Annotated in this window: 20 protein-coding genes; 11 read left to right on the forward strand and 9 right to left on the reverse strand. The window is 43.8% G+C overall.

The genetic code is table 11. The annotated features are described in order from the left end of the window. The first annotated feature begins 1 nt into the window (after nt 1). From dnaE to tilS, 3 genes are all read left to right on the forward strand, one after another. Nucleotides 2-3,466: a DNA polymerase III subunit alpha gene (dnaE, locus tag MHM87_RS05515; RefSeq protein WP_239258002.1), complete on the forward strand. Its 3,465-nt coding sequence runs from the start codon at nt 2-4 to the stop codon at nt 3,464-3,466. A gap of 68 nt (nt 3,467-3,534) precedes the next feature. Beyond that, nucleotides 3,535-4,491 carry an acetyl-CoA carboxylase carboxyl transferase subunit alpha gene (gene accA, locus MHM87_RS05520; protein ID WP_014948567.1) on the forward strand — a complete coding sequence of 319 codons (957 nt, stop codon included), beginning with the start codon at nt 3,535-3,537 and terminating at the stop codon, nt 4,489-4,491. A 286-nt stretch (nt 4,492-4,777) separates the two neighbouring features. Beyond that, nucleotides 4,778-6,103, forward strand: a complete 1,326-nt coding sequence (gene tilS, locus MHM87_RS19970; protein ID WP_239258003.1) for a tRNA lysidine(34) synthetase TilS — start codon at nt 4,778-4,780, stop codon at nt 6,101-6,103. 125 nt (nt 6,104-6,228) lie between these two features. On the opposite strand, the gene MHM87_RS19975 is transcribed toward tilS, so the two are convergent. Then, nucleotides 6,229-7,128, reverse strand: a complete 900-nt coding sequence (locus MHM87_RS19975; RefSeq protein WP_014975856.1) for a GGDEF domain-containing protein — start codon at nt 7,126-7,128, stop codon at nt 6,229-6,231. A 263-nt stretch (nt 7,129-7,391) separates the two neighbouring features. On the opposite strand from MHM87_RS19975, the gene MHM87_RS05535 reads away from it, so the two are divergent. Next, on the forward strand, nt 7,392-9,359 hold the full coding sequence (locus MHM87_RS05535) for a cation:proton antiporter (protein WP_239258004.1): 1,968 nt from the start codon (nt 7,392-7,394) through the stop codon (nt 9,357-9,359). Between the two features lie 54 nt (nt 9,360-9,413). Here MHM87_RS05535 and MHM87_RS05540 read toward each other — a convergent pair whose 3' ends face one another. Further along, nucleotides 9,414-9,641: a hypothetical protein gene (locus MHM87_RS05540; protein ID WP_014997581.1), complete on the reverse strand. Its 228-nt coding sequence runs from the start codon at nt 9,639-9,641 to the stop codon at nt 9,414-9,416. 323 nt (nt 9,642-9,964) lie between these two features. On the opposite strand from MHM87_RS05540, the gene tadA reads away from it, so the two are divergent. After that, on the forward strand, nt 9,965-10,588 hold the full coding sequence (gene tadA / locus MHM87_RS05545; RefSeq protein ID WP_239258005.1) for a tRNA adenosine(34) deaminase TadA: 624 nt from the start codon (nt 9,965-9,967) through the stop codon (nt 10,586-10,588). Nucleotides 10,589-10,689: 101 nt separating this feature from the next. Here tadA and MHM87_RS05550 read toward each other — a convergent pair whose 3' ends face one another. After that, on the reverse strand, nt 10,690-10,845 hold the full coding sequence (locus tag MHM87_RS05550; protein ID WP_014975860.1) for a hypothetical protein: 156 nt from the start codon (nt 10,843-10,845) through the stop codon (nt 10,690-10,692). A gap of 267 nt (nt 10,846-11,112) precedes the next feature. Next, nucleotides 11,113-12,516, reverse strand: coding sequence for a membrane-bound lytic murein transglycosylase MltF (mltF, locus tag MHM87_RS05555; protein ID WP_239258006.1), 1,404 nt, complete (start codon nt 12,514-12,516; stop codon nt 11,113-11,115). A 176-nt stretch (nt 12,517-12,692) separates the two neighbouring features. On the opposite strand from mltF, the gene purL reads away from it, so the two are divergent. Next, nucleotides 12,693-16,580, forward strand: a complete 3,888-nt coding sequence (gene purL, locus MHM87_RS05560; protein WP_239258007.1) for a phosphoribosylformylglycinamidine synthase — start codon at nt 12,693-12,695, stop codon at nt 16,578-16,580. A 259-nt stretch (nt 16,581-16,839) separates the two neighbouring features. Continuing rightward, a complete protein-coding gene (locus MHM87_RS05565; protein ID WP_162889815.1) occupies nt 16,840-16,980 on the forward strand; it encodes a hypothetical protein in 141 nt (46 codons plus the stop codon). 169 nt (nt 16,981-17,149) lie between these two features. Here MHM87_RS05565 and smrA read toward each other — a convergent pair whose 3' ends face one another. Both smrA and MHM87_RS19860 read right to left on the reverse strand, forming a co-directional pair. Continuing rightward, the gene (gene smrA, locus MHM87_RS05570; protein ID WP_239219880.1) at nt 17,150-17,737 is read right to left on the reverse strand and encodes a DNA endonuclease SmrA; all 588 of its coding nucleotides are present in this window, start codon (nt 17,735-17,737) and stop codon (nt 17,150-17,152) included. A 161-nt stretch (nt 17,738-17,898) separates the two neighbouring features. Beyond that, nucleotides 17,899-18,024 carry a hypothetical protein gene (locus tag MHM87_RS19860; protein ID WP_262385737.1) on the reverse strand — a complete coding sequence of 42 codons (126 nt, stop codon included), beginning with the start codon at nt 18,022-18,024 and terminating at the stop codon, nt 17,899-17,901. Between the two features lie 468 nt (nt 18,025-18,492). Between MHM87_RS19860 and MHM87_RS05575 the strand changes: the two genes are divergently transcribed. Beyond that, complete coding sequence (locus MHM87_RS05575; protein WP_239258008.1) at nt 18,493-18,726, forward strand: hypothetical protein; 234 nt, start codon at nt 18,493-18,495, stop codon at nt 18,724-18,726. A 73-nt stretch (nt 18,727-18,799) separates the two neighbouring features. Further along, nucleotides 18,800-19,138: a hypothetical protein gene (locus MHM87_RS05580; RefSeq protein ID WP_239258009.1), complete on the forward strand. Its 339-nt coding sequence runs from the start codon at nt 18,800-18,802 to the stop codon at nt 19,136-19,138. An 85-nt stretch (nt 19,139-19,223) separates the two neighbouring features. Here the strand turns inward: MHM87_RS05580 and MHM87_RS05585 are convergent, their stop codons facing one another. The 3 genes from MHM87_RS05585 to MHM87_RS05595 form a co-directional block, all read right to left on the reverse strand. Next, a complete protein-coding gene (locus MHM87_RS05585) occupies nt 19,224-20,069 on the reverse strand; it encodes a hypothetical protein (protein ID WP_239258010.1) in 846 nt (281 codons plus the stop codon). Nucleotides 20,070-20,180: 111 nt separating this feature from the next. Further along, entirely contained in the window at nt 20,181-20,921 is a 741-nt protein-coding gene (locus tag MHM87_RS05590) for a DUF2971 domain-containing protein (RefSeq protein ID WP_239258011.1), read from the reverse strand. A 587-nt stretch (nt 20,922-21,508) separates the two neighbouring features. Continuing rightward, nucleotides 21,509-21,739 (reverse strand): helix-turn-helix transcriptional regulator, encoded by a 231-nt coding sequence (locus tag MHM87_RS05595; protein ID WP_239258012.1) that lies wholly within the window; start codon nt 21,737-21,739, stop codon nt 21,509-21,511. Nucleotides 21,740-21,851: 112 nt separating this feature from the next. Here MHM87_RS05595 and MHM87_RS05600 point away from each other — a divergent pair, with 112 nt between their 5' ends. Continuing rightward, nucleotides 21,852-23,132, forward strand: coding sequence for a hypothetical protein (locus tag MHM87_RS05600; protein WP_239258013.1), 1,281 nt, complete (start codon nt 21,852-21,854; stop codon nt 23,130-23,132). A 152-nt stretch (nt 23,133-23,284) separates the two neighbouring features. Beyond that, nucleotides 23,285-23,506, forward strand: coding sequence for an AbrB/MazE/SpoVT family DNA-binding domain-containing protein (locus tag MHM87_RS05605; RefSeq protein WP_239258014.1), 222 nt, complete (start codon nt 23,285-23,287; stop codon nt 23,504-23,506). The last annotated feature ends 105 nt before the right edge of the window (nt 23,507-23,611 follow it).

Genomic DNA, 23,611 nt, shown 5'->3' on the forward strand with positions numbered 1-23,611 from the left:
CATGTCATCGCCATTTATTCATTTACGTGTTCACAGCGACTTTTCGATGATGGACGGCCTGAATAAGGTTAAACCTATTCTAGGTAAAGTGGCCGCGCTTGGCATGCCTGCCGTGGCGATCACCGACCAAATGAATATGTGTGGCTTGGTAAAGTTTTATTCCGAGGCACATAACTTAGGTATTAAGCCCATCATCGGCACTGATTTTTGGGTTACTAATGAAGTCTTTGGCGATGAACCTTTCAGACTAACCCTTATTGCGATGAATAATGAGGGATATAAGAACATTACTATTCTTATCTCCAAGGCCTATCTTCGCGGGCACCTCTCACACCGAGCAGTCATTGATCAAGAATGGTTGGCAGAGCACAGTGAAGGTGTGATTGCGTTATCGGGTGCACAGCATGGTGATGTTGGTGTGGGTTTAATGAAAAACAACGCCAAAATTCTCGATAGTGCCCTTGAGTTTTATCAAACTCATTTTCCCGACCGCTTTTATTTAGAGCTTATCAGAACTGGTAGGCAAGGTGAGGAAGATTACTTGCACCTTGCCGTGGAGCTTGCTGAGCAGCGCAGCTTACCCGTGGTTGCCACCAATGAAGTGTGCTTTATTGACCGTGAAGGCTTTGATGCTCACGAAATTCGTGTATGTATTCACGATGGCTACACGCTTGATGATAACCGCCGCCCTAAACGATACAGTGACCAGCAATATCTGCGCACTGCTGAGGAAATGGTTGAGTTATTTAGCGACATTCCTGAAGCCATAGAAAATACGGTTGAAATTGCCAAGCGCTGTAACGTTACCGTACGGTTAAACGAGTACTTCTTGCCGCAATTTCCAACCGGCGGCATGACCACCGAAGACTTCTTGGTTAAGGTGTCTGAAGAGGGGTTGGAAGAACGACTAGAATTTCTATTCCCAGATGAAGAAGTGCGCAAAGCGAAACGTCCAGAGTACGATGACCGACTTCGCATTGAGCTTGAAGTTATCAACCAAATGGGTTTCCCAGGCTACTTCCTTATTGTAATGGAGTTCATTCAGTGGAGTAAGGATAACGGTATTCCAGTAGGGCCTGGGCGGGGGTCCGGTGCGGGCTCATTGGTGGCCTATGCCTTAAAAATTACTGACCTAGATCCGCTTGAATTCGACTTGCTATTCGAACGTTTCTTGAACCCAGAGCGTGTATCCATGCCTGACTTCGACGTCGACTTCTGTATGGATAGACGAGACGAAGTAATCGACCACGTTGCTGAGCTTTATGGGCGTCAGGCGGTATCGCAGATCATTACATTTGGTACTATGGCGGCAAAAGCGGTAGTGCGCGACGTAGGCCGCGTACTTGGTCACCCATACGGCTTTGTAGACAGAATCTCAAAGCTGATTCCACCAGATCCAGGCATGACGCTTGAAAAGGCGTTTAAAGCAGAGCCACAGCTACCAGAAGTGTATGAAAGCGATGAGGAAGTGAAAGACCTTATCGATATGGCGCGAATACTTGAAGGGGTTACCCGAAATGCCGGTAAGCACGCCGGTGGTGTTGTTATTGCGCCAACCACAATCACAGATTTCTCGCCTTTGTATTGTGATGACGAAGGTAAAAACCCCGTAACCCAGTTCGACAAAAACGACGTTGAAACGGCGGGCTTGGTAAAATTCGACTTCTTAGGTCTTCGTACGCTGACTATTATTCAGTGGGCAATAGATATGATCAAAGAAGGGAAGAACGTTGATGTCGATATCAGCGCTATTCCTCTTGAAGATCCTAAGAGTTTCAGAACCCTACAAAACGCCGAGACAACTGCGGTATTCCAGCTGGAATCTCGCGGTATGAAAGAGCTAATTAAGCGCCTTAAACCTGACTGCTTCGAAGATATTATCGCACTGGTGGCCCTGTTCCGTCCGGGCCCGCTGCAATCAGGCATGGTAGATAACTTTATTGATCGTAAGCACGGACGTGAAGAAATTTCCTACCCCGATGCTGAATATCAGCACGAGTGCTTGAAAGAAATTCTAGAGCCTACCTATGGCATTATCTTGTATCAGGAACAGGTAATGCAGATAGCCCAGGAAATGGCGGGCTACTCACTGGGCGGCGCTGACTTGCTTCGTCGTGCTATGGGTAAGAAAAAGCCTGAAGAAATGGCGAAGCAGCGCGGCACGTTCGCCGAGGGTGCGAAGGGCAATAATATTGACCCGGACCTTGCGATGAAAATCTTCGACTTGGTAGAAAAGTTCGCGGGTTACGGTTTTAACAAATCTCACTCTGCCGCTTATGCCTTGGTGTCTTACCAAACCCTGTGGCTGAAAGTGCATTATCCTGCGGAATTCATGGCTGCGGTAATGTCGGCGGATATGGATAACACCGATAAAATCGTGACGCTTGTCGATGAATGTGAGCGCATGGGCATCGAAATACTGCCGCCAGATTTAAATGCGGGTAAATACAAATTTACCGTTGATAGCGAAGGTCGCATTGTTTACGGTATCGGTGCGATTAAAGGGGTAGGTGAAGGCCCGATTGAAGCGATTATTGAAGCGCGGGAGACCCAAGGGGCATTTAAAGATCTTTTTGATTTCTGCGCCAAGATAGACATTAAACGGGTAAACAAGCGAGTGCTAGAAAAGCTAGTATTAGCGGGGGCAATGGACAACTTAGGTCCGCATCGCGCTAGCCTTATGGCGAGTTTACCCGAAGCCCTTGCCGCCGCTGGACAGCACGCAAAAGCCGAGTCGTTTGGTCAGTCAGACATGTTTGGCCTACTGACTACCGAGCCAGAAGACGTGAAGCAAGCGTTTGCCGACGTCCCTGAGTGGCCTGAAAAAGTATGGCTAGAAGGTGAAAAAGACACGCTGGGCTTGTACTTAACCGGCCACCCCATCAATCAGTACGCGGAAGAACTGCGTTACTACACCGACGGTCGTTTAGTTGATTTAAAACCAACCAACAAAGATCAAATGGCCAGTGCGGTAGGACTGGTACTTGGCGTTCGTGTGATGACGAACAAGCGGGGGCGTCGCTGGGCCATAGTGACACTGGATGATAAGAGTGCCAGAATAGACGTACGTTTCTTCCCCGATATGTACGAACAGTTCGAAAGTGTGTTAGAAACTGACAGAATATTGCTTATTAAGGGACAGGTCAGCTTTGATGATTTCTCTGGGGGCAATACAATCACCGCCCGTGATGTAATGGATATTGTTCAGGCACGAGAGAAAAACGCGAGAGCGCTGGCACTTAATATTGATACCCAACTGCTTGAACCGAAGAAAATGAGTCAGATGCAATCTATCCTGCAGGCATTTAACGGCGGAAGTTGTCCTGTTCAGTTAGCGGTAACCCATCCAGACGCTGAAGTAATCTTAGCGTGTGGTGCAAGATGGTACGTTACCCCTGAAGATCAACTTTTGCACGATCTCAAACAATGTTTGGGAGACAAAGCCGTTTCAATTCTCTACCATTAAGGGTAAGAGTTCGATAGATTGGACATCTCGCGTTTGCATAGACGAGCGTAGTACGAATAGGACATGAAATGAGTATACAGTTTTTGGACTTTGAACAGCCCATAGCCGAACTAGAAGCAAAAATTGAAGAGCTTAGGTTGGTGAATCAAGGTGGCGAGTTTGACGTTGGTATTGAAGAAGAAATCAATAAGCTTCGCGGTAAAAGCGCAGAGCTGACTAAAAAGATCTTTTCTGATCTTGGCGCATGGCAAGTTTCTCAACTTGCACGTCACCCAATGCGTCCATACACGTTAGATTACATTCCTCGTATTTTTACCGAATTCGACGAGCTTGCTGGCGACCGCGCGTTCGCTGATGATAAAGCGATTGTTGGTGGCCCAGCAATGCTAGATGATCAGCCGGTGATGATTATTGGTCATCAGAAAGGGCGTGACACCAACGAAAAAATTAAGCGAAACTTCGGTATGCCTAAACCAGAAGGCTACCGTAAAGCTTTGCGTCTTATGAAGATGGCTGAGCGCTTTAACATGCCTATCATCACTTTTATCGATACGCCGGGAGCGTATCCAGGTGTTGGTGCTGAAGAGCGTGGCCAAAGTGAAGCCATCGCGAAAAATTTATTCGAAATGGCCGAGCTTACTGTTCCAATTGTGTGTACCGTAATCGGTGAAGGTGGTTCAGGTGGTGCACTAGCGATTGGTGTTGGCGATCGCGTTAATATGCTTCAATATTCTACGTACTCGGTGATTTCACCAGAAGGTTGTGCGTCTATTTTGTGGAAAAGCGCAGAAAAAGCCCCACTCGCTGCTGAAGCGATGGGCGTAAGTGCGCCACAAATTAAAGAGCTAGGTCTGATTAACAGTATTGTTGAAGAGCCTTTAGGTGGTGCGCATCGCGATCATAATGGCATGGCGGCTAATTTGAAGGCCGTCATTAAGCAGCAGCTTAACCAGCTTAAAGAGCTAGATAAGACTAAATTGATGGAAGAGCGTTACCAGCGTTTGATGTCGTTCGGTTATTGCTAATTTCATTAGGAAAACCAGCATAAAATTGCAATTAGCCGCTATGTCCACCTGCGCTCTATCAGTTTAGACGCTTGATATAAAATTTCGCGAGCAGTGGCTTAATTCATGTTGGTTCATGTGATGTCGCATAAGAACATGGGGGTTGTTTACCATAGGTAACCAACCCCTTTGTCTTATTAAAAAGTGTCTTATTAGAAAGTGTGGTATTAGAAAGCCAGTGCTTAGCCAAATACAAAGTTAAACCTCAGTAAAATATAGCGTTGAAAGAATAAGGTATTACCGGTCTGTGACCCCTCTACAATCCCCAACAATCGAACATATCGTCAACCGCATCGCGACATCTCTCACCGATGTAAAGCTACCACGTCAAACGCCACTCGTCGTTGCTTACAGCGGTGGTGTGGATTCGACCGTTCTGCTCCAAGCCGTTATTGCGTATAGGGAACAGTTTGATAGCCCAATTCATGCTGTACATGTACATCACGGTTTAAGTGATAATGCTGAACAGTGGGCAAAGCACTGCGAATTACAGTGTCGTCTTGAAGACGTAGCATTTCATTTGTATCGAGTTGATGTTGATACGGGGTCGAGAAAAAGCCTGGAAGCAGAAGCGCGTAAGGTTAGATACAACGCACTGTTAGAAGTGTGTACCCAAATAGGCGGTGTATTGCTTTTAGGACAACATGCCGAAGATCAGCTTGAAACCGTATTGCTTCAGCTTAAACGCGGTGCTGGTCCTCAAGGCTTAGCGGGTATGGGAGAAGTCCAGTACCGAGGTGACACCTTGATAATGCGCCCTATGCTAGCACTAGAGAAAGCCGAGATTGTGGCTTATGCCGAAGAGGAAATATTGCAGTGGGTTGAGGATGAATCTAATCAGCAAAATAGCTTTGATAGGAACTTCTTAAGGAACGAAATTATACCTCACTTGCTGGCGCGATGGCCTAAGTTAACCAAAACCGTGGGGCGCAGCGCCGAGCTTTGCGCTGAACAAAGCGCACTAGTCAGCGATTCTGCCCAAAAATATTTTGAAGATTGTAAACGCACAGATCTCAGGCTCGACGGGCAACAACTCGCTGCATTGTCGTTACCGTGGCAGGCTATGGTCATTCGCGCGTGGTTTCGAGCTCAAGGCGAGCTGTCGCCGTCAAAAGCACAGACAGACCAAGTTCTCGCAATGCTAAAGGCAAAGCACGACGCAACTCCTGAAGTGAACTTTAAATGGGGCAGGGTAATACGGTTTGACCAAGACCTTTATTGGGTGGTGAACGCTACTCATGAAGTACCGCAAAACCTAGAATTAGCTCCCAACCAAGATATCGCGCTTCCTTGGCTTAGAGGCCATATTCGAATTGCAGTGCCAAAAGCGCGAGAAGAAGATACCGTTTCTCTGCAAACCAATGCTCGCAACCTTAAAGTAAAGCCAGAAAATGCGAACGTATCTAAGTTGCTGAAAGAATGGTTTAAGGTATGGCGCGTGCCAAGATGGGAGCGAAACGGCGTGCCGGCAATCTTTATTAACGACGAGCCTATCGCACTGATTGTTGAAGGACGTTGTGTTTACCTGCAGCGCAAAGCGCCAGATATAGAAATAACCTTTAGTCTCGACTGAATCTATGTAGCACTAAAAGTGCCTTTTTTTGAAAGGGCTAGATACTCTTGTTAATGGTATCCATGGCAATAAAGTGCAAAAGCGGCATTGCTTTGCCGCCATCCTGATAAATTCGAATCGCGACGTTACGCTGCGTGATAGCTATTTTTGCCAGAATTTTTCACGCGATACAGGGCGTTGTCAGCACGGTCAAATAGGCTACTCATCGTATCGCCGTCGCGATAAATCGCGCCGCCAAGGCTGGTTGATACGCCTAAGCGAGATAAGTAGCTAGAGCTGTTGATACTCATCTGAATACGCTGGGCTGCACAAGCTAGCTGCTGTTGCGACTGACAGTCTAGCAAACAACAAAACTCATCGCCGCCATAGCGAAATGCTTCGTCTTCATCCCGCAGAACATTAGATAAATGTGATGCAACATGGACAAGTACTTTGTCACCTTCGCCATGACCAAAATTATCATTCACATACTTAAAGTTGTCTAAGTCGATCACCAAAAGTGCGAAAGGATCATCGTGTCTTTGCGCCCAGCCGAGTTGTCTTGTCATTGACTGCTCAAAGCCCGCTCGGTTACCTAAGCCAGTTAACACATCTTTAGTCGCCATCTGTTGCACACGCATTAATGAAAGAGCGTGCTTTACTTGTTTTCCAAATAAATCATGCAGTTGGAATAGACTCTCCCGTTGCGATAACGACAAGGGTGAACTAATGTAATAATAGACATGAGCTTGATCGCCATTAACGGCATTGGCACCTTGTAGTGGTAAATCAATGAGTGTTGACGATATCTTTGCATTACCATACACCCAACGCGAGTCAAAGTCAGACAAGCTAAACCCGACAATAGGTAACAACGTGTTTAGCTGCTGAAAATACACGCCACCTAACTCTTGTAGTTCAAGAGTAGAAAGTAGCTGCGTGATAAAGCCTGATAATTCACTAAAAGAGAGTGATTTACCTGTGCTCTCAGCAGGGTAAAAATTGTTATGTTGTGTGCTATCGTAGACTGACGTTGAAAAATCCACAGTAGTGCCCCTATACAAAATGCGTTGATATGCAAAGAAACAAGTGTCAAAGCCCTGACGTTTCTGTGGCCACATCTGCATTTTCGCGGAATTTATGGCGATCACAGCGGCAAAACTTGCCGGATCTGCATTTACACAGGGGATTTTGCAAACTAGATGCCAACAAAGTGTTTCAGGCACTAGTCTTTAGTTTAAAGCGTAAAATCGCGTGATTTATCGCGCTTGTTTTACAAATGGAAGTTTATGTAGTTTTAGGAGGTAGTGTGGGGACGAGCTTTTTAAATATCGTGATATTGATGTTCATATCGGTATGTGCGGTCGCATTATTTAAACGCATTCATCTCCCTCCAATTCTTGCTTACCTCTTTGCCGGCGTGCTCGCTGGTCCACAATTACTTTCCGTGTTTGCACACCCTGAAGAAATGCACCTGCTCGCTGAAGTAGGCATAGTGTTCTTACTCTTTTCACTAGGTCTTGAATTTTCGTTACCTAAATTGTTGGCAATGCGCTCTTTAGTATTTGGCGTGGGACTCGGGCAAATGTTATTCACTACTGCAGTGTTTACCTGTGTTCCTCTGTTTTTCGGCATTCCAATGAGTGCGTCCATCATTATTGGTGGTACGCTGGCGTTAAGCTCAACCGCTATTGTAATTAAGCAAGCTACTGAAATGGGCATTCTTAATAACAGGCGTACACAATTAGCGGTGAGTATCTTACTCTTTCAAGACTTAGCGGTGGTTCCGTTCCTAATTGCTATTCCTCTTTTAGCCCAGACTGGTGAAGTAAGTATTGCGCTAGCTTTAGGCGAGGCGTTGCTTAAAGGTGTGTTTGTCATTGCGTTTCTAATGTCAGTGGGTAAGTGGTTACTACCTTGGGTGTTTAGAGAGGTAGCAAGAACAAGGACTGACGAGCTGTTTGTTCTGACCACTATATTGATTGCCTTATTGGCAGGAGGGCTAACTTATTACTTCGGGCTATCCATGGCGCTAGGCGCTTTCTTGGCGGGTATGATGTTGGGGGAAAGCCAATACAAGTATCAACTTGAAGCCGACATTCGTCCGTTTCGAGATATTTTAATGGGGTTATTTTTTGTTACCGTGGGTATGCAGTTAGAACTCACTGTACTGTGGAACAGCCTGTTTGAGATTGTTTTTGGCGTTTTTGCTTTGATGATAGCTAAAGTCATTTTAGTAAGAGGCGCATCTCTATTAGTTAAAACCGATGCAATAGATGGCTGGTCTGCTGGGGTTAAACTTTGTCAGATTGGCGAGTTTAGTTTTGTAATTGCTGCGCTTGCTACGACACACGGCGTGTTAACGTCAGAGCAGTCATCGCTGATTGTGTGTATGGGTGTAATCAGTATGGCGTTAACCCCGTGGCTTATGAATAACAGCGTCACTATAGCAAGGCGTATTGTTAACAAGGATATCTCGTTTGATGACAATGTGAGCTTTGGTAATGCAGAACCGTTAACCAACCACGTCATTATTTGTGGGTTTGGCCGCGTTGGACAGTCGGTAGCTCGCATGCTGAAAATGGAAGGCATTCATTTTGTTGCCATAGATATGGATCCTGTCAGAGTACACGAGAGTCGAAACGCGGGAGAGCCCGTCATCTTCGGTGATGCGAGTCAAAAAGATATATTGATTAATGCCAATGTAGAAGGTGCCAAGCTTGTGCTTGTTACGTTTGATCAAGTCGATAAGGCCAAGCAGGTGATAACGCAGACCCGAAGCATTACGAGCACTACAGATGTTATGGTGCGTACCAAACGAGACTACCAACTTGAAAGCCTATACAGCGCGGGTGCCAATCAAGTCGTGCCAGAGCTGCAAGAGGGGAGCTTGATGTTGGTATCGCAGGTGCTGCATTACGCCGGCGTGCCGATGTCTCGCATTTTGAAACGGGTTCGTGCTGAGAGAAAAGGTCGCTACGATCATATGCACGGCTTTTACCCGGGAGAAACAACAGAGATCACCTACGGTACAGAAGACAAGTTAGAGTTTATCCATGCTGTGGTGTTGTCCGAACACGCTTCCTGTATTGGCAAAGCTATAAAAGAGATTGATTTTTCGAGAATGCGAGTAGCGATTAAGGGCCTAAGGCGAGATGGAAATGAAGTTAAAGACCCAGACAAAGACGCTATTTTGCAAGCTCACGACGTGCTGGTAATTGCAGGTAAGCCCCGTCGCGTAGAGCGGGCGGAACGCAAACTATTAGAAGGGAGCTAGCGCGCAGTTAAACGTAGCATTATTTAATCTAGCGCGCTGACGGGGAAACGAGCGCTAAGCGACGCGGTCGTTTTCCAAATCCGCAAATTGCTTTTTTAAGTCGTAACGCTCGTCTGTCACAATTTTCTCTAAAACGGAAACTCGCTCCTTAAGTTCTGCAATTTCCGCTTTGTAAGCATCTGTTTCTTTGCTGTTCAATTTCTTTTTGCTTTTATCTTTTGCACTATCGACAATGGAAACTAATGCCCAAGCACAAATGGCTACTATTGCAATCGCGGTCATATTCACGGTGGTATCCCTCACAAATGGCTTTAAAAGAGTGTAGGTGAAAATGTGGCCTATTGCCTAATTCACCTAGTATTTAGTCAAATACTTATTGGTAAAATTACTGCCTCGTTTACGGTACTATAGCGGTTATCTAACTTGGTTTTCAGTAAAAAATGTAACCAGGTAAGTCCATCACTTCAGCAGTGTTATAATGAGAGTTTGCAATTAAGTTGCCAAGTGACAAAAGTCATTACTTTCTAAAGAGTTAGGATGTTTACTTAGGTCAATACAAAATAATTGTTAACTAATTTCACCAAGTAAAGTAGCAAAATTGACGAATGAGTGACCAAAATAGCAACCTTTCAACATCGAGCTTTGACCTTGCAAATAAGCAAACCCAAGAAAAAGCGGCCGAGCAAGAGCCGTTAAGTGAAATTTCAATGGAGCAGAGCGCCACTGAAGAAGACGTCATGTGGATGAGGCATGCGTTAACGCTTGCCGATAAGGCTGAGTCGATTGGTGAGGTACCGGTCGGTGCTTGTGTGGTGTTAAACGGTGAGCTTATTGGCGAAGGCTTCAATACCCCGATAACAGATAACGACCCCTCTGCCCATGCAGAACTGCGAGCCGTTAAAGAGGCCGCTTCCAAAGTGCAAAACTACCGTCTTATTGATGCTACGTTGTATGTGACATTAGAGCCCTGCTCTATGTGCGCAGGTATGCTGGTACATGCACGGGTAAAGCGGGTGGTGTTTGGCGCAAAGGATGCGAAGACAGGCGCTGCGGGCTCGGTCATGAACTTATTGCAACATCCTGCGCTTAATCATCAACTTGAGGTTGTATCTGGCGTATTAGCTGACGAATGTGCTAACAAATTGTCAGATTTTTTTCGCAAGCGCAGGAAAGAAATAAAGGCTGCCAAAAAGGCGAAAAGACTGCTAGAGGGTGATGCTTCAAGCTAATTTATAGCGTTGCCTGAAGTTGTGCTTATTAGTGTTTTCGCCCATTTGGTATGTACCGGTTACATGGTCAATCATTGTGAACCAGATGGCATAGAGGTGGCTTAGCCAGGCGTACGGGTTAACTGAGTGAACATATCGCTGGTAACAAAAAGCTTGCGGCGCTGAAGTACTTTTTGGTGACAACGCTTGAGCATAAGTCTGCGTCTGTTGTTGTTTTTCAATTTTATTCCTTTTTTCATAAATCGATTTTTTTTCATTTGTTCTCCTTTCTCGCGTTGTGGCCACTTTATGTTTTTCGTGACCACTTTTCTTCCGTTGTGCACAGCTCTCTTTATTTGAACAAGTCTCACGTTATTCGAGAGATGTTGTCATTTAAGAGTTGCAGCTCTTTTGGAGCTTGTCATCGTTGAGAAAATAATTATTACTGAGAAAGTAAGTCAGTGTCTGACTAACTTCTTTTTAGGGTACAGTACAAAGATGACATCGAAATGACAGTTTTCAAGAGAGAAGTAAGGTGAACTGCGTCAAATTTTTCCTTGTTCGTCCAACCATACTAAGCTGTCATAATAACGACGAATATTTTCTACATACTGTAACGCTTCATCGCCTCTTGCATAGCCATAGCGAGTAGTACGGTAATATTTCTTTTGCCTAAGCTGTGGCAAGCGACGCTTTACATCTACCCAAAGGTCTGGATTGCCACCTTGTTGCTCGGTAAGAATGCGTGCGTCTTCTAAATGGCCCATACCGATATTATACGACGCCATAGCCATCCAGGTTCTATCTGGCTCGCTAATTCGCGCAGGTATGCGATTGAGCAAACTGGCAAAATAACGAGAGCCTCCGCGAATGCTTTGTTCAGGATCGGTTCTGTCATCTACGTTCCAGTCACTTGCCGTATCCATGGTGAGCATCATTAGACCGCGAACGCCAGTTCTTGAGATAGCGTCACTGTCCCAGTGACTTTCTTGATAACTCATGGCCGCAAGCAGTCGCCAGTCTAATTCACCTGCATACTGTTGAAATAAGGGTTTGTATTGGGCAAGTGCTGTCTCGGCGGCATAATTAAACGCACGACTGTCGACGTAATCAAACTGGCGAATATGGCCAAAGTACTTGTCTTCTAACACCGTAAACCAGCCTGACTGATGTACAGTACCAAAATATTCAATCAGCGCAGCTTTCACGGAGTCATCTTGATGTAATGGGAGCGCCCACGCCATCGGCATATCTTCATTAAGGGTTTTTGCCACGGCTAAGTTAGGATATCGCCTGCGTTGAAGGGCTAGACGGTTACTGTCTGCTACCGTATAGGCAATGTCGCCATTGGCAACTTGTTGTAACAGTTCTTCGGAGTCAGAATCTTCTGTGGTAACAAGTTGGGTTTTTATTATTGGGCTTTCACTATCACTTGCTTGGTCGGTTACCTGGCCTAATAAACTAGACAGTAAGTGAGCTTGGCTGCTACCCGCCACAGTAACAATAGGGGCATCAAGTTCTAATAAGTCTCTAGGTCTCGATGTCCCTGCTTGGAAGACGAGCTCTTGTTGAACGTGTTGATAGGCTGGACCATAAGCAAAACGACTTTTAAGTGAAGGCGTTACCGCATCGCCTGTCGCGACAATGTCCAGATTACCTTCTTCTAACTGTTCTAACATGACTTCATAGCTGTAGAAGGGGTAAAGGTCGAGCGTCACGCCAAGGTAATCTGCAAACCCAGCCAATAATTCATATTCAAACCCCTGTGGGCCTTCCGCACCATTATAAAAAGTACCAGCGCCATAAACCGTTCCAACGCGGATAGACTCCCGTTCCAGTAATGAAGACAAGGCCGTGGGGACTGTAGGAACGCCACAGCTCATAACAGCAATAGATAATATGATTATTAATTGTTGTTTTAATCGTTTTTTATAGTCTTGTGACTGCATAGACCTTTACTTGTTGTCATTAAACCATCTAAGTTTAAAAAAAAGTTCATGTAAGCGCGTTATGAGGTTACTTACTGCGCATAATTACTCTATAATCCGCGCCGAAATACTCATCAATCCAAGAGGCAACGCGTCGCATTGGTGGTCGTTGTTTCTAACAAACCAGGTAAATCAATATGTTGGTCCTTCGAGGCGCTCCTGCACTATCAGAGTTTAACCAAACTAAACTGATTGCAAAGCTGGGTCAATCCGGCGTTAGGGTTAAAAATCTATATAGCGAATATGTTCACCTAGTCGATTCCCAAGGTGATTTGTCTAAGCAGCAAATAGAGATACTCGAGAAGCTGCTCACTTACGGCCCCGCGAGGCAAGCACAAACCCCTTCTGGAACCTTCTTCCTCATTACTCCTCGCCCCGGCACTATCTCTCCCTGGTCTTCTAAAGCCACCGACATCGCTCACAACTGCAGTCTAAAAAATATCAACCGCATAGAACGTGGTTGTGCGTTTTATATAGAAACAGAAAACGGTGTGAGTGAAGATGATTTTGCGCTTATCGCTAGTTTCTTACACGACAGAATGACCGAATCAGTGTTCACCAATACTGATGAAGCTGCGGTACTCTTTTCACATACCGAAGCCAATACTTTTACCAGTGTAGATGTATTAGGCGAAGGCAAAGACGCGCTAGTTAATGCAAATGTGTCGTTAGGCCTTGCTTTAGCTGATGATGAGATTGACTACCTGTTTGATAGCTTTACTAAGCTAGGCAGAAACCCGACTGACGTTGAACTTTATATGTTTGCGCAAGCAAACTCTGAACACTGTCGTCACAAAATTTTTAACGCTAGCTGGACCATTGACGGCGAGGACCAAGAAAAGTCGCTGTTTAAAATGATCAAAAACACCTACGAGTTGTTACCTGATCATGTGTATTCAGCTTACAAAGATAACGCAGCGGTAATGGAAGGGTGGCAAGCAGGTCGTTTCTTCCCGAACCCGCAGTCACACCAATACGAATACCATCATGAAAATATTGATATTTTGATGAAGGTAGAAACCCATAATCACCCAACGGCAATTTCACCTTTCCCAGGTGCGGCAACAGGCTCTGGTGGTGAAATCCGTGATGAAGGTGCTACTGGTCGTGGTTCAAAACCTAAAGCGGGTTTGGTTGGTTTTACCGTATCTAACTTACGTATTCCTGGTGCTGAACAGCCGTGGGAATTCGAATACGGCAAGCCACAGCGCATTGTAAGCGCCCTTGATATTATGCTTGAAGGCCCACTAGGTGGCGCAGCGTTTAACAACGAATTTGGTCGTCCTGCGCTACTGGGTTATTTCCGTACCTTTGAACAAGAAGTCAATAGCTTCAACGGTGTTGAAGTGCGCGGCTATCACAAACCTATTATGTTAGCTGGTGGTTTAGGTAATATTCGTCGCGAGCATATTGAAAAAGGCGAAATTACGGTAGGCGCTAAGCTTATTGTGCTTGGCGGCCCTGCAATGAACATTGGTCTTGGCGGCGGTGCAGCCTCATCAATGGCATCTGGCCAGTCAAACGAAGATTTAGACTTCGCTTCAGTACAGCGAGACAACCCTGAAATGGAGCGTCGCTGTCAGGAAGTGATTGATGCATGTTGGCAGCTAGGGGATAACAACCCTATTCAGTTTATCCACGATGTGGGCGCAGGTGGTCTTTCAAATGCACTGCCTGAGCTGGTTAATGACGGTGGCCGCGGCGGTAACTTTGAACTTAGAAAAGTATTGTCAGATGAGCCAGGTATGACACCTCTGGAGCTATGGTGTAACGAATCTCAAGAGCGCTATGTTTTATCTGTCGCGCCTGAAAATATGCCAGTGTTCGAAGCAATTTGTGCCCGCGAACGCGCGCCGTTTGCTGTGGTTGGTGAAGCCACTGTCGAGCAGCACCTCAACCTGAACGACAGCCAGTTTGACAACAAACCTATCGATATGCCTCTTGATGTACTTTTAGGCAAGCCGCCTAAAATGCACCGCGACGTAAGCTCGACCAAGGTTAGCTCGCCAGCGCTAAACGAGGCAGGCATTACCTTAAGTGATGCAGCAAATCGCATTTTATCTTTGCCTACCGTGGCAGAGAAAACCTTCCTTATCACCATTGGCGACCGTTCGGTTACCGGCCTTGTAAGTCGCGATCAAATGGTAGGCCCATGGCAGGTGCCAGTGGCAGATATGGCGGTTACTGCAACAGCGTTTGACACCTACCACGGTGAAGCGATGTCGATGGGTGAGCGTACGCCTGTCGCGTTACTATCGCACGGCGCGTCTGCACGTCTTGCTGTGGGTGAAGCGTTAACCAATATTGCCGCAGCAAACATCGGCGATATTAAGCGCATTAAACTGTCAGCAAACTGGATGGCAGCAGCTGGACACCCAGGTGAAGATGCGGGTCTTTATGAAGCGGTTAAAGCAGTGGGTGAGGAGCTTTGCCCAGAGCTAGGCCTAACCATTCCTGTGGGTAAAGACTCTATGTCTATGAAAACGGCATGGAATGACAACGGTGAAGATAAAGCGGTGACTTCTCCGCTGTCACTGGTTATTTCAGCGTTTGGTGCAGTAAAAGATATTCGCAAAACCCTAACGCCTCAGCTACGTACAGACAAAGGCGCAAGTCACTTGCTGCTACTCGATTTGGGCGAAGGGAAAAATCGCTTGGGCGCGAGCTGCCTGGCACAAGTCTATACTCAGCTTGGTGATAGCCCAGCAGATGTGGTCTCTGCAACTCGCCTTAAAGCCTTCTTTGACGCAATGCAGACGTTAATTGAAAAAGGTTTGGTGTGTGCATATCACGACCGTTCAGACGGTGGCCTGTTTACCACCGTTGCTGAAATGGCCTTTGCTGGTAAAACAGGTGTAAGCATTAACCTTGATAGCCTAGTTGGAAACGACATTGCCGTATTGTTCAATGAAGAACTAGGTGGCGTAATCCAAGTGCTTGAAAGCGATATGGATGCCGTTAACGCAGTACTGACTGAATTCGGTTTAACTGAATTGACTCACGATATCGGTACGCTTAATAGCACCGACATGATTGAGTTTAGTCGCGGTGGCGTTGCTGTACTTGCAGATAGCCGCGTATCAATGCGTACAACGTGGGCACAAACCACGTTTGAAATGCAGAAACTGCGTGATAACCCTGAGTGTGCTGAACAAGAACACGCGGCAAAGCAAGATGCTGCCGACCCAGGTTTGCATGCTGCGTTGTCTTATGATGTAAACGAAGACGTAGCAGCGCCCTATATTGCCAAAGGCGTTAAGCCAAAAGTGGCGATATTAAGAGAGCAGGGCGTAAACTCGCATCTAGAAATGGCGGCTGCATTTACCCGTGCAGGCTTTGATGCTATCGATGTGCACATGAGTGACGTGTTGTCTGGTCGCATTACCCTCGAACAGTTTGCGGGCCTTGCGGCTTGTGGCGGTTTCTCTTACGGCGATGTATTAGGTGCAGGTGAAGGTTGGGCGAAATCTATATTGTTCAACAGCATGGCTCGCGACCAGTTTGAAGGCTTCTTCAACCGTAACGATACGTTCAGCTTAGGTGTGTGTAACGGCTGTCAGATGCTATCGAACCTTAAATCACTGATTCCAGGTACTGAGCATTGGCCACATTTCGTGACCAACCAGTCGGCGCGATTTGAAGCTCGTGTTGCAATGGTCGAAGTGATGGAGTCTAAGTCTGTGCTGCTTGATGGCATGGCAGGTTCGCGTATGCCTATTGCTGTGTCGCACGGTGAAGGTCAGGCTGAATTTGCCGATGACAACGCGCTGTCACAAGTAGGCGCGCAGGTGGCGATGCGTTACGTAGACAACTACGGCAAGCCAACCATGCAATATCCGGCAAACCCGAATGGTTCACCGCAGGGGATCACAGGTCTAACTTCACTAGACGGACGCAGCACCATCATGATGCCGCACCCTGAACGTGTATTCAGAGCCGTGGCAAACTCGTGGCGTCCAGACGATTGGCAAGAAGACGGTGCGTGGATGCGTATCTTCAGAAATGCCCGTAAATTTGTTGGGTAACAAAGCACGGTTAGTTCGATAAAAACAGGGGGAAACCCCTGTTTATCTTTCGAAAAAATACTGTTTAATATACGTTGATACCATAAATAGGTGTCAAAGCTTTGGCAAAGTGTCAAAAATTTGATTTTTGCCCTTGTCATCAGTTTGTCACTGATCTATTGTAATGCAAGCAAGGAATGCGATTAGGTTACAGGAGTTGAGTTAGGGTTGTACCAGTGAAAGGCATGTGCCAGCTGGTTTAAATAATAAGAGACGACCGATGAATCGTTCTTCTAAAGGGTTTGGCTTAACCGGAGTGGCTGTAGCTGTGGTGCTGATGTTCGTAACTGCTGTTTTTAGCACATCTGCGAAGTCTGCCGAAGCTCCAACAACGCTAAGTGTGCAGTCTTCAGTTAAGTAGTCTGAAAGAAAAATTCTAACGCCCGTATCAAGTTGCTTGATACGGGCGTTAATCATTAGGGAGTAATAAAAACGTTCAGCATATAGCGCTTCATGAAAAAGCCTAAAAGTTACACCTAAAGACAAGTCCAAAAAGGCAAAGCTGACTCAACTAGTTCTTGCCTCTCATTTTATCCTTTCTTATTTTTTTCTCTGTTAATTAATTTCTGCTGCGGATGCTTTTTCAAAAGCACATATGTAGCACCAAAGCCTCCGTGCATGGGTTGAGCCGTATGGTAGGCAATGACTTCGTCTAGTTCTCTTAGCCAATGGTTAACATAACTTTTTTTCAAAGCGGGAAAGGGTTTGCTATTTTCACCTGTTCCATGTTTTATGAGCAGTACACGAACCCCGCGTTCGTGACTAGATTTAATGGTGCTATAAATCAGGTCTCGGCTTTGTTCTAAGGTTTTCCCTGAAAGTGTTACGTTGGCCTCTAGAGGGTATTTACCAAGGCGAAGTTTTTTAAAAACGCCGTCTTGAATACCGGGCTGCTGGAAGTGTATAAAATCATCAGGAGGTACCGGCTTCACACCTTCCATGCTCAGTGGGTTAGCGAGTTTTTCGCGGACGCTTAACTGCCTAGCCGCTCGTTTTTGTTTTTCAGCGAGCGCCTTTACAGGATCGTGTAATAAAGCCTTATCATCTGAAGCGATTGGTTTTACATCTTGCATTTCTGCAAAAAACGAATCGATATCGTCGTTTTCAAATTGGCTCATATTAATCCCCGTATAAGCTACTTCTCTATCTTTTATACGCTATTTCTGCCCCGTTGGTCTATGGAGCATAACCGCTCGATATATCACCGGGCGCAACGAACAGCAGCACCGTCGATTGCAGTGTAATTATAAAGTGGGGATTAAATTCCAAAAATCATCGTTTAGTAAATGGCACCGGGTTCCGCTAAAGCTTCAATAGCATCCCACTCTTCTTCAGAAAATGGGCACTGCTCAGCTGTTTCGGAACAACTATCAGCGTTATCAGGTGGGGGGAAATCGAAAGTCATAATGCTCTCCTGTTTTGAAGAGTATTACTTAAATTGGCTAAATTACAACCAAAGTATAATAAATTCTTCAATATTACAGGCGACGGTGTGTATAAGCATCTTTACTAAAAAGCAGAAACGTTGCGCAATTAATGGCGTCCCCAGCTGGAATCGAACTATTAATAGGGGCTGGTTGATATATACACTGTGTATGTGTGTATATTGTTTTCCCTATTTTAGACAGTTTTTGCAGATAAAATAAATACGCACGAGTTTGCTTATTTAAATTTCCGTCGGTTAGTAAAAAGCCCGCAGGTAGATTCAATAGTTGTAAGTTGACTGGAAAGTCTCACTTTGTTGAACAACAGTTGGTTAAACTCATTAATGAATGCTACAGATTTCTGTTATGTTTGAGTTTTGATATTTCCTTTGTTTTGACTAATTTGACTGTGCCATTATCTAAGCTGGTTAATTACGTGATATTTATACATGAAAAATTTCGACGTTACGGTGACAATTGAGATTGGAGAAACCAATTTATCTCTGGATGAAATCGATGACCTTCTTTTCGAAGGCGGTTTTGATGATGCATTGATTAGTCATTTTGATACTAGGCGAATTCAGATCGAACTTCGAAGGAATGCTTCATCAAAAGATTTTCTAATAGAAGCTGTACTGCGACAGGTGCGCGAAATTTTTCCAAATTCCAAGCTATTAAACTAGGAGATTGATTTTCAAATCAATTTCGCATCGACTTCAAGATTAAGTAGTTGAGAAACAGATAATCGGAGGAATTATGTCAGATAATCAGAAGTTAGACATTGATGCATTGGTTGATGGGGATAGTATCGATAGTGATTTAAGAGGCTATTTCGTCAACGTTCCACATGACAAAGAAGCGCTGCATCCGGCTCGGTATTTTGAACAATTATTTTTGCATAAAGTCGGATCTGAAATAGCTGATGACAAAGGTATTACTAGCAGTTTAGGCCTTTCTGACAAGCAATTTGTTGACTTCCTAAATGAGAAGGTTCGTATTACAAACGATCTTGCGGAAAAGCTAGAGCTATTTTCGGGAATGCCTCGCCACTTTTGGCTACAGACACAGTCGAATTATGATAACTCTCATAGATAACCTACGGAAAATTAGCTGGACTTTAATTGAATAAGTTCTAACTTGTCCTCACTGAGTACAATTATGGGCCGAGTTTATGGTCATGTTATGCATTTTTTATGTTTTTGTTCAGATTAACTCTACTACTCCACCCAGCGTTTAATTTCGCCCTGTTTGATTTGTACAGGAAATAGGGAATATCGGGTGTTGATTCTTTGATATCGCAATACTGATTAAATATTTTAAGTAGATGCTCTTCAGAAATATCTTTTCTTGAGCGCGTAAGCTCATTGTCAATTTCCAGCATTATTTTTGAGGATGAATGGCTTTTTAATGCCTTTTCTATAACCTCATAGATTAATGAGAAAGATAAAAACGTAAATGCCAACCTCGGAATAGTGTATTCAGGGTCGATTTTCATTAATGGCAGAGCGAATAGTGAAGTAATCACCAAGCCGATAACGATGACTGATAGACTGGCAGAAATGACTACGAAAACAGCTTTATAAAGATGATGGTTCCAATAACTATTTTCGTGCATCATCGATAGCAAAATTTCTCTTGCGCTTTCTGCGTTTTCTAAATTGTATTCGGTTTCATTTGCATCGTTGTTCTTTTTATTTTGGACTCTTGACGAAATCTTATCGCTTACCAAAGCTTTCAAATGAGATAGTTGAAATTCACTCGGTATTTCCCCGTATGCGCGGTAAAGCATGCTGATTTTTTGAAATTCGTTTGCCAGATATCGGATGCTTGCGACCCTCGATTTCAGGTACCAGGAGATTACTTGGAAAACAAGAGCCATAATTGCGGCAGCGTATAAAGGGTAGCCATGAGCGAATATCGAATAAGAAAGGCACGTAATTGTCATTGTGAGCAAAACATACCTGATGTAATCAATCCGATTGGATTGTTCAAATAATGCAGAAAAGTAGTAGTCAAGTTCCTTCATTCTCGATTCATCTCTTTATGGCATAACGCCGCAAATATCCGGAGGAAAAAAGCAAAGCGAAACGGCGCTTTTTGGCGTCCGAGCGCATTTGCCTTGATAGGCCATATATACTCAAAAGGGAAACACCATGTTCTTTGGAGGAGTATACAGTAATGACCTTAATATTCTGCCTTTGAAATTGGTTTTGGATCTAATATCAACTTTAATTTTTTGAAATTCCTGATAATCAACCCTTGGATCAATCATTATTTGATCGATTAGATCATGAGGGTCAATAGCGTATTTATAGATGCCATGAGGCTTGCCGTTTTCTTTCTCGAAATATAAAAGACGCACCTCATTTTCATGCCTAAATGCCGGCCTCTTAACAAGGAGTGTTTTTGCAAGTTCATATGCTTCGGGACTGGTCTTTTCCTTGAATACAGTATTCGCAAACTCCATCATTTTCTTGTTATTTAGATATTTTACCTTTCCGATAAAGCACTGAACGTTTTGCCAAGGCTGAAGTCCTGTAGCCAAGCTATTTGCAAGCTTCGGAATGGTTGTTCTTACTCTTACACCATTAGATTTTGGGGAGTAAATTCTCCACATGGCATCTGATGCCTTATGGCGAGACCAGCATTGTCCATAGAAATCATCTCTAAACGCAAAATCTACTATTTCACCATTGGGTAGGCGAGCCTTTGACTTTAATATAAAGTTTTCGAATGGATCTTCCCATTTTCTTGGGCTAACCAATACATTTTCCTTATTCGAAAATAGCTCAAACAAGCGATCAATCGAAATAATTCGATAGATGTATTGATCCTTCACATTCAGGTCAATATCAATGTAGTTATTGCTGTTCAACATGTTGTCATACTCATTCCTGAACTCCCAACATAATTTATTGATAACAATACTTTACACTTGATTATGAGCTGGTTTCCAATGATTTATTTTAGTGTTAATGAGAATTCTCAGTAATTTGGGGAAAAGTGAATTAACGTAGCTTCAACTAATGTGATGGGATTTAAGTACGTGTTGAGAAGGTCGGCTATGAGCAATTAGAACTCTGCACTTTCGCTATCGCATATGTCTGCCATTCGCTTAATTGAGTCTTAAACAGCTACTACTGAGGCTGAAAATGGAATGCTGCGGACTGTTAGATTTTGGTTGAACTTAGAATTCGTAACTGTATGAGTTAGTGCACTGTAATCTATTCACCGCAAACAGTATATTGGAATTTAGGCAACGTAATTTCTTTGCGGATATTGCCCACATACAGCGTTATATGTAACGCTTTAGAGGAATAAAGTTCAGAGCTAGTTGTGACATTAAAATCTAGTCGTTACATGTAATCTTTCCAAAAAGTGAAGACATATATAATTTTTCACTGTGCATATTTTTGACGGAAAGCTAGGAGTGTCTGGCTATGAAGTTAGTAGCTAAAGATTCAGTCAGTCGATTGATTTTATTGTGGATTTAGGAAGCAGCTCAAAGACTTCACAGTTTAGTACGAAGGCTAGCTTGTATAACAATTCGATAGTGATATTAGCTTTCCCTCGCTCTATCCTCCCCATATAGCTTCTATCAACTTTAGCTAGCAGAGCAAAGGCTTCTTGTGATAAGCCTGATTTAATCCTTTTTTCTTTGATCAAATTTCCGACATCAGACCTAATGCTGTTCATACAAATTTGTAAGTGATGTAAAAACTAGACTATCCTTTCTTGTTGCTTAATCGTCCACGGACTATAATCCTCATTTAGGGGTGGAAACGAATTAATATTATTAGGCAGCGAATTGAACAATTATTACGTCGGGAATAAAAATTATGCGGACGGAAATAATCTTCCTATTTTCGCACTGGTTGCAGCTAATGTGTCCGATACAGACGTAAGTCATATGACCTTAGCCGCAGAAGGGTATGCAAACTTTATTGCTGAGCGTGTAAAGCATTTATTTCAAAATAATATACAAAATGATTGTATTTCGTCAGCTTTGGTATGCCAGATCAGTAAGTTAGTGACGCCAGATCATTCCCTTAGTGCAAATAATATCCACAGCTATAAAATGAGGGGCTTGGATTTAACCTCCATAATATCTAGTAAGTTGTCGGTGTCAGTGTGTAAATCCGTCAAATGCAAAATTGATTCAGACAACGGAATACTTTCGCTAAACAGTACCTCTGAAAGTGCAAATCATGTGGAAAGGCAGATAAACTTTTTTGTTGATAACCAGATGAGTTTCATGAACAGACAAGAGTTGGTTCACGCCTTCTGTTCTAACAATTCAGTTCCAATAAAAGCCATCCCGACACTGTCTGTCATAAACCACTTGGTGAAATATGGGTTGAAATTGACTATACCATTGTCTATCAAATACCCTGCTAAGCTTCCAGAAGTGTGGAAATGTATAAATAAAAAACAACCCAAAACTATGAGTGAGTTATCTAACTGTCTGATTTCATTATCTAGATCTAGTTTGATTACTTCAACGTTTCCTAAATTAGCGTCTAAATCAATTCATATTTATCCTGAGCTACCTGAAAATAAAGCTGTTCCACCGTTATTTTATATTCGAACTGGAAAGGACATAAATGACAGTAAGCTGGGGTTTCAAGTATCAATGACAACTAGTCGGCCATTCATTAATGGAAGATCAGAGGTTGTTGTTTTTAGGTTGAAAAACGAAACTGGTAATAATGCATTGCTATTTGAAGAAAAGGTCAAGTCCGCTTTAATTCAACAAGGTATAGCCCCTATTGAAAAAAAGTCAGATCATTACAATCTAAATTTTAACGATCTTGTCATGCAGGTGATCAATGTAGTGTGTTTGAATGCCGAACTCCTAAACGTCGTAACTAGTTTTCACTTTACCGAATCTTTACGGATTTATTCCCCACCCAGGCTTGCAAAGCTGCAAGCACCAGGTAGTCAAAAAACGCAAAAAGCCGAAAATCCGGTAAACGAAATTGCGAACAAACAAACAATAGAGAAAAGTACTTTTGATTGGTTGTTGCGCATGTTGACTCATCATTCTCCATCATTTGGCTATAACATTAAGATAAATAAAATTAGATGATCGCGAATTGAATAAGTCTTAACTATATCTGCAATATTTTATTTTTAGACTTGAATAAAATTTGACGGCTAATAGCCGCTTTGTGCCAAAAGCAAGAAGTTCAGGAAGTTGAAATATCATAAAAGTTAAACGGTATAAACATAGGTTAAATTATGATTGTGACTGTTGGTAAAAACGGGGCGATTCCTCTCCCAGATGAACTTTGTCAGGATAGTAAGCTAAGCATCGGTGATATTTTGCTGTGCACCGTCATGAAAGATAATAATTCAATTAAACTTGAGAAATATGAAGATCAGACATTAAGCGATGAACAAATCGAAGGACACGGTTCATTGACTAGAGTCGAAACGCTCAACTCTAAATATTTCGAATAAACTGTCCCTATCTGGATTAGTGTGATTACCAAGGGATACTGACGGCCTCGATTCACTCGGAAAACTGAGTTAATATAACCATGTTGGAAAGATGCATATCATATA

It is taken from the genome of Alteromonas sp. Cnat3-28 (assembly GCF_022348265.1).
Lineage (GTDB): Bacteria > Pseudomonadota > Gammaproteobacteria > Enterobacterales > Alteromonadaceae > Alteromonas > Alteromonas macleodii.

Coding starts and splice junctions, on each gene's coding strand:
- dnaE (WP_239258002.1), top strand. CDS start 2: ATGTCATCGCCATTTATTCATTTACGTGTTCACAGCGACTTTTCGATG.
- accA (WP_014948567.1), top strand. CDS start 3,535: ATGAGTATACAGTTTTTGGACTTTGAACAGCCCATAGCCGAACTAGAA.
- MHM87_RS05540 (WP_014997581.1), bottom strand. CDS start 9,641: ATGACCGCGATTGCAATAGTAGCCATTTGTGCTTGGGCATTAGTTTCC.
- tadA (WP_239258005.1), top strand. CDS start 9,965: ATGAGTGACCAAAATAGCAACCTTTCAACATCGAGCTTTGACCTTGCA.
- MHM87_RS05550 (WP_014975860.1), bottom strand. CDS start 10,845: ATGAAAAAAAATCGATTTATGAAAAAAGGAATAAAATTGAAAAACAAC.
- mltF (WP_239258006.1), bottom strand. CDS start 12,516: ATGCAGTCACAAGACTATAAAAAACGATTAAAACAACAATTAATAATC.
- purL (WP_239258007.1), top strand. CDS start 12,693: ATGTTGGTCCTTCGAGGCGCTCCTGCACTATCAGAGTTTAACCAAACT.
- MHM87_RS05565 (WP_162889815.1), top strand. CDS start 16,840: ATGAATCGTTCTTCTAAAGGGTTTGGCTTAACCGGAGTGGCTGTAGCT.
- smrA (WP_239219880.1), bottom strand. CDS start 17,737: ATGAGCCAATTTGAAAACGACGATATCGATTCGTTTTTTGCAGAAATG.
- MHM87_RS19860 (WP_262385737.1), bottom strand. CDS start 18,024: ATGACTTTCGATTTCCCCCCACCTGATAACGCTGATAGTTGTTCCGAA.
- MHM87_RS05575 (WP_239258008.1), top strand. CDS start 18,493: ATGAAAAATTTCGACGTTACGGTGACAATTGAGATTGGAGAAACCAAT.
- MHM87_RS05580 (WP_239258009.1), top strand. CDS start 18,800: ATGTCAGATAATCAGAAGTTAGACATTGATGCATTGGTTGATGGGGAT.
- MHM87_RS05585 (WP_239258010.1), bottom strand. CDS start 20,069: ATGAAGGAACTTGACTACTACTTTTCTGCATTATTTGAACAATCCAAT.
- MHM87_RS05590 (WP_239258011.1), bottom strand. CDS start 20,921: ATGTTGAACAGCAATAACTACATTGATATTGACCTGAATGTGAAGGAT.
- MHM87_RS05595 (WP_239258012.1), bottom strand. CDS start 21,739: ATGAACAGCATTAGGTCTGATGTCGGAAATTTGATCAAAGAAAAAAGG.
- MHM87_RS05605 (WP_239258014.1), top strand. CDS start 23,285: ATGATTGTGACTGTTGGTAAAAACGGGGCGATTCCTCTCCCAGATGAA.